This window comes from Methylobacterium sp. WL18, from assembly GCF_008040015.1.
GTDB lineage: Bacteria > Pseudomonadota > Alphaproteobacteria > Rhizobiales > Beijerinckiaceae > Methylobacterium > Methylobacterium mesophilicum.
This window is the reverse complement of the sequence record NZ_VRVD01000289.1, coordinates 1-5,850: the sequence shown is the minus strand read 5'-3', so window position 1 is coordinate 5,850 and position 5,850 is coordinate 1. Positions and strand designations below refer to the sequence as shown.

At 71.6% G+C, this 5,850-nt stretch carries 5 protein-coding genes; 3 read left to right on the top strand and 2 right to left on the bottom strand.

Annotated elements, in window-relative coordinates; all coding sequences use genetic code 11:
- Both glgX and FV228_RS18560 read right to left on the bottom strand, forming a co-directional pair.
- The coding region (gene glgX / locus FV228_RS18565) for a glycogen debranching protein GlgX (RefSeq protein ID WP_147855977.1) at positions 1-2,043 on the bottom strand (2,043 nt) is incomplete at its 3' end.
- Between the two features lie 372 nt (positions 2,044-2,415).
- Positions 2,416-3,837: a trehalose-6-phosphate synthase gene (locus tag FV228_RS18560; RefSeq protein ID WP_147855976.1), complete on the bottom strand. Its 1,422-nt coding sequence runs from the start codon at positions 3,835-3,837 to the stop codon at positions 2,416-2,418.
- A gap of 480 nt (positions 3,838-4,317) precedes the next feature.
- Between FV228_RS18560 and FV228_RS18555 the strand changes: the two genes are divergently transcribed.
- Genes FV228_RS18555 through FV228_RS18545 form a run of 3 tightly spaced genes read left to right on the top strand, consistent with a single transcriptional unit; the run spans position 4,318 to position 5,622 of the window.
- Positions 4,318-4,827, top strand: a complete 510-nt coding sequence (locus FV228_RS18555; RefSeq protein WP_147855975.1) for a hypothetical protein — start codon at positions 4,318-4,320, stop codon at positions 4,825-4,827.
- Positions 4,828-4,831: 4 nt separating this feature from the next.
- On the top strand, positions 4,832-5,245 hold the full coding sequence (locus tag FV228_RS18550) for a phage holin family protein (protein ID WP_147855974.1): 414 nt from the start codon (positions 4,832-4,834) through the stop codon (positions 5,243-5,245).
- A 5-nt stretch (positions 5,246-5,250) separates the two neighbouring features.
- Positions 5,251-5,622: a DUF3618 domain-containing protein gene (locus tag FV228_RS18545; RefSeq protein ID WP_187277808.1), complete on the top strand. Its 372-nt coding sequence runs from the start codon at positions 5,251-5,253 to the stop codon at positions 5,620-5,622.
- Positions 5,623-5,850: the final 228 nt, after the last annotated feature.

Genomic DNA, 5,850 nt, shown 5'->3' with positions numbered 1-5,850 from the left:
GCCCGGCAGCGGCACCGGCGCGTCCGGCCCGTAGGACGGGGCGCCCGGCGGGACCGTGCCGGCGGCCTCGCCGGTGTCGAAGGCCGGCTGCCAGGGGCCGCCGATCACCGGGGCGAGGCGGAAGTCGAGGGGCTCCACCCCGGCGTTGAACAGCAGCAGCAGGCGGTCGCCGTCCCCGTCGTTGCCGATCTGCATGCCGAACACCTGCAGGCCGTCGTCGGCCCAGTGGTGGTTCTCCATCTCGGTGCCCTCGGGGGCGAGCCAGTGCACGTCCCGGAGGGGCGCCTCGGGGGCGACCGGGGCGCCGGTGAAGAAGCTCCGCCGCCGCAGGGCCGGCTGGGCCCGGCGCAGGGCCAGGAGATTCGCCACGAAGCCGGTGAGCTGCGGGTCCGGGTCGCTGGTCCAGTCCATCCAGCTGATCGGGTTGTCCTGGGCGTAGGCGTTGTTGTTGCCGCCTTGGCTGCGGGAGCGCTCGTCGCCCATCAGCAGCATCGGCACGCCCTGGGCCAGCATCATCGTGGCCAGCATGTTGCGCTTCTGGCGGGCGCGCACGGCCAGGATGCCCACGTCGTCGGTGTCGCCCTCGACGCCGTAATTGCAGCTGACGTTGTGGCCGTGGCCGTCGCGGTTGTCCTCGCCGTTGGCCGCGTTGTGCTTCTGCTCGTAGGCCACCGTGTCTGCCAGGGTGTAGCCGTCGTGGCTGGCGATGAAGTTGACGCTGGCGAGCGGCGAGCGCCGGGACGGGGCGAACACCTCGCGCGAGCCGGTCAGCCCCTGGGTCAGCTTCGCCAGGGTGCCGGAATCGCCCTTCCAGAAGCCCCGGGCCGCGTCGCGGAACTTGTCGTTCCACTCGCTCCAGCCGCGCGGGTAGCCGCCGAGCTGGTAGCCGCCCTCCCCGATGTCCCAGGGCTCGGCCACCATCTTGACCCGGGCGAGCACCGGATCCTGCGCCACCGCCTGGAAGAAGGCCGCCTGCGGGGTGAAGGCGAGCGGCGCGCGCCCGAGGCTGGTGGCGAGGTCGAACCGGAAGCCGGCGATGCCGTAGGCGGTGACCCAGTGGCGCAGGGAATCGAGCACCAGCTGCATCACCCGCGGGTGGCTCGCGTCGAGGGTGTTGCCGCAGCCGGTGCAATCGATCGTCCGGCGCCGGTCCGCGGGGTCGAGCTTGTAGTAGCTGGCATTGTCAATGCCGCGGAACGACAGGGTCGGGCCGCTGTGGTCGCCCTCGGCGGTGTGGTTGTAGACCACGTCGAGCCAGGTCTCGATCCCGGCGGCGTTCAGCTCGCGGATCGCCGCCTTGAGGCCGCTCAGCCCGCCCTCCCCGAGGTAGCGCGGATCCGGGGCGAAGTAGCCCAGGGGCTGATAGCCCCAGAAGTTGACGAGCCCCTTCTCGACCAGAAAGCGGTCGTCCGCGAAGGCCTGGATCGGCAGCAGCTCCAGGGCGGTGACCCCGAGCTTGACCAGGTGCGCGATGATCGCCGGGTGGGCCAAGGCCGCGTAGGTGCCGCGCTCCGCGTCCGGGATGGCGGGATGGGTGCGGGTCAGCGCCTTGACGTGCGCCTCGTACACCACGGTCTCGGTGAGGGGCCGGCGCAGCGGGGCCAGCGCGAGGTCGGGCACCTCCGGGGCCGTGACCACCCCCTTGGGCATGTAGACCGCGCTGTCGCGCCGGTCGATCCGGCTCTCGTTTCCCCGGCGGTGGCCGTAGAGCGCGTCGTGCCAGCGGATCCGGCCCCGGATCTCCCTGGCATAGGGGTCGAGCACCAGCTTCGAGGCGTTGAACCGGTGGCCGTTGGCCGGATCCCAGGGGCCGTGCACCCGGTAGCCGTAGAGCTGGCCCGGCAGCACCCCGCGCAGGTAGCCGTGCCAGACGTCGTCGGTGCGGCAGGGCAGCCGGACCGTGCGGGTCTCGTGCCGCTCCCCCGGCTCGAACAGGCAGATGTCCACCGCGGTGGCGTGCTCGGAGAACAGGGCGAAGTTGACCCCGCGCCCATCGAAATGCGCGCCGAGCGGCGCCGGCACCCCGTCATCGACGGCGATCATGGGCGGAGTCCAGTTTTCTGGGAGGTGGGGCGATGCGCGTGCCGGCGCCGGCGAGCGAGGTCAGCCATCGGGGCCGACGGCAAGTCGCTTGGAACAATGCGCCTTGCCCCGTCCCCGCAAGGCTCGCGGGCGGTACGGACCTGCACCGGGACTACGATCACGTCGTCGGCCGGATGAGGCCCGGGTCCCCTCTCCCGTGCGGGAGAGGTCTGCTCTCGCAGAGAGCTGGGTGAGGGATGCGCGTTTTCCGGAAAGACCTGGTCCCTCACCCCAACCCTCTCTCGCACGGGAGAGGGGGCGCGGCGCGGCCTGCAAGAGCGATGGCGCCTCAAAGCGGTATCGACATCGTCGGCGTCAGCGCAAAAGAACCGGCTACTCGGCGGCCGCGGCCGTCGTCGGCGCCTCGCGCTCCATGGTGCGGAAGTTCTCCAGCTCCGACAGGAAGTTGCGCGCCCACCAATCCACGTCCTCGCGGGTCATGCGCTCGACCATCGGCTTCCAGCGCGCCAGCCGCTCGGCCTTGGGCATGTACAGGGCGGAGCGGATCGCCTCGGCGACCTCGAACCGGTCGTAGGGGTTGACCAGCAGCGCCTCGGGCATCTGCCGGGCCGCGCCGGCGAATTTCGACAGGACCAGCACGCCCGGATCGTCCTCGCTCTGCGCGACCACGTATTCCTTGGCGACGAGGTTCATGCCGTCGCGCATCGGCGTGACCAGGCCGACCCGGGCCGCCCGGTACAGGCCGGCCAGGACCGGGCGCGGATAGGCCTTGGTGATGTACTGGATCGGCGTCCAGGCCGGGTCGCCCAGCGCGCCGTTGATCTCGCCGACCTTCTCGTTCACGTCCCGGGCGAGCTGCTCGTATTCCGGCACCTCGCTGCGGGATTTCGGGGTGATCTGGATGTAGGTGACGTTGCCGCGCTGGTCGGGATTCGAGGCGAAGAAGCTCTCCACCGCCTCCATCCGCTCGGACACGCCCTTGGAATAGTCGAGCCGGTCCACGCCGATCAGCAGCTTGCGGGTGCGCAGGCCCGCCATGGTCTCGCGCACCACCTTGTTGGCGTTGGCCTTCTCGGCCGCCTCCTTGAAGCCGGCGACGTCGATCCCGATCGGGAAGGCGCGGATCCGGGTGCGGCGCCCGTCGACCATCAGCGAGCCGCCGCCCAGCGGGATCGCCCGCTGGGTGTCGACCAGGTTGCGCTGCAGGTTCTGGACGTCGGCCTCGGTCTGCAGGCCGATCAGGTCGTAATCGACGATGGCGCGCAGCAATTCGGTGCTGGCCGGCAGCGAGTTGAACACGTCGGCGGCGGGCCAGGGGATGTGGTGGAAGTAGCCGATCGGGTTGTCGAGCCCGAGGCCGCGCAGCTCGGCGGCCAGCGGCAGCAGGTGGTAATCGTGCACCCAGATGATGTCGTCGGGCTCGACCAGCTTGGCGAGCGCCCGGGCGAAGGTGCGGTTGACCCGGCTGTAGCCGGCGTAATCCGAGCGCGAGAACGCGCCGAGCCCCAGCCGGTAATGCATGATCGGCCACAGGGCCCGATTCGCGAAGCCGGCGTAATATTCCAGGTGGTCCTGCGGCGAGAGGTCGACCACCGCGTACTGGACCCGGCCGCGGTCGATCAGCGTTGGCTCCTCGGAGGGCTCCTCCGTGATGTTGCCGCTCCAGCCGAACCACAGCCCCTCGTAGGCGGTGAACGCCTCCTTCACGGCGACCGCGAGGCCGCCCGCCGCAACCGCCTTCCCGCCATCCTCCGGGATGGCGACGCGGTTCGATACGATCACAAGGCGTGCCACGCGGGTCGGCTCCGGATCATGGGCGCGGTCCGCGTCGAGGACCTCGCCGCGCCTGCATCGGGACTTCTCTTATAGCAGAACGCGCGGAGTCCCTGCGCGATCCTTTGTCGAAGCAACCCAAGCGTGAAGCCGGGCGCGGGTCAAGTCGAGCACGCCGCCGCGCCGGACAGGATCGCCGCCCTGTCCGGTGCCGGCCGCCGGGTTCCGAAAGCCTCCGACGCCGTCCGGTCAGCCTTCGAAGGCAACGCGAAGGGAAGCCCGGAGCGTGTTGAAGGGTGGCCGAAGCGTCGCCGTCGTGCAAGCGTGGCGGTTCTGCCAGACCGCGCCTGAACGCCGGCTGAGCGGCGGCCGCGAACCCGCGCGGGGCGGTCGTTCCGGATCGGCCGGAACCGGTGACAGCCCAACCGGTTACTCAGCCATCGCGGGGGCCGCGGTCGCCGCGAGCGGCACCATCCCTGCGCCGCGAGGAGTGTTTTCGAGATGGCCGGCAACGAGTTCCCGCAGGACGCGCCGAAGGACCCGCTCAAGGATCCGCTGCACGATGGCCCCGGCGAGCGCGCCCAGTGGCGCGCGCTGCAGGGCGACGTCGAGGGTCTGGCCGACGAGGCCGCCGAGCGCGGCCGCGGCCTGATCGACGCGGCGCGTCTCCAGGCCCAGGACTACGTCGAGCGCCGCAAGGGCGACGCCGCGCAGTCGGTCCACGAACTGGCGCAGACGATCCGCAATTCCGGCCGCGACCTCGGCGACAAGCCGAACGTGCGCGCCTTCTTCGACAGCGCCGCCGACGGCCTCGAGCAGCTCGGCTCCTCGATCGAGCGGCGCAGCCTCGGCGACTTCTATGGCGAGGCCGAGGCCTTCGCCCGGCGCGCGCCGGTGGCGGTGGCGGTGGGCACCTTCGTGGCCGGCCTGATCGCCGCCCGGTTCATCAAGTCGTCGAGCCTGCCGCCGGACGCCCCGGACGGCGATGCCCGCGACAGCTTCCGGGCCTGAGACCATGGCCCAGGGTCCTGATCCGCGCCAGACCGGCGCCTCCAGCATTCAGAGCCTGATCGGCGACGCGCTGCGGGAGACCAACGAGCTCGCCCGCAAGGAGATCGCGCTGTTCCGCGCCGAGATGGCGGGCAACGTCCGCCAGCTCATCGTCGGCCTGGCCTGCATGGTCGGCTCCGCGGTGTTCGCCGTGGTCGCCCTGCTGGTCCTGATCGGCGCGTTCGTGAAGTGGCTCGCCACCATCGTGGGCTCCGAATGGCTGTCGGCGCTCATCGTGGGCGGCGTGCTGCTGGTCATCGCCGTCGGCATGGCCCTGTGGGCGCGCAGCGTCCTGTCCCTCTCCACCCTGGCGCCGACGCGTACGACGCGCCAGGTGCGCCAGGATGCCCAGGCCCTGTCGGAGCGCGTGTCCGGATGAGTTCGATGACCGACCTCGAGAAGGAAATCGAGGCGAGCCGGGCCCGGCTCGACGAGACGATCGACCAGATCCAGGGGAAGCTCTCGGTCCCGAACATCGTGGACGAGATGCTGGGCAACGCCCGGCGCACGCCCGCGCTGAGCGGCGTCTACGACGGCGCCCTGGAGGCGGTGCGCCGCAACCCGGTGCCGGTCCTGCTGATCGCCGCCGGGGTGGGGCTGCTGTTCAACCGGATGGCCCGGGATTCCGAGCGCCGCCGGACCCAGGTCTCGGCCGAGCGCGTGGCCACGCTCAACACCGGTGCGGCCCGCGGCTACGACCCCGATCTTCCGACGGCGCGCCCGGCCCGCGATCCCCTCGAGAAGACCGACATCTGACACCCGAACCGTGACGACCCGCGCCCGGCCGGAGAGCCGGGAGGGGCAGCGCCTCCCGGGCGCCGCCGCGACGGACATCCGAGGACACCGCCATGACCGACAAGCCGAATCCGTCCAGCCTCCCCGATCAGCTCGCCGCCGCGGCGGGCATGCCGACCGGCTCGAGCGACAGCAGCCTGCGGGGCGGCCCCGCCCGGCCCCCGCCGCGGCCCGCCGGGGGGGGGGGGG

Excerpts from the sequence above, each read along its gene's own strand:
- FV228_RS18545 (WP_187277808.1), top strand. The coding sequence starts at position 5,251 with ATGACCGACCTCGAGAAGGAAATCGAGGCGAGCCGGGCCCGGCTCGAC.
- FV228_RS18550 (WP_147855974.1), top strand. The coding sequence starts at position 4,832 with ATGGCCCAGGGTCCTGATCCGCGCCAGACCGGCGCCTCCAGCATTCAG.
- FV228_RS18555 (WP_147855975.1), top strand. The coding sequence starts at position 4,318 with ATGGCCGGCAACGAGTTCCCGCAGGACGCGCCGAAGGACCCGCTCAAG.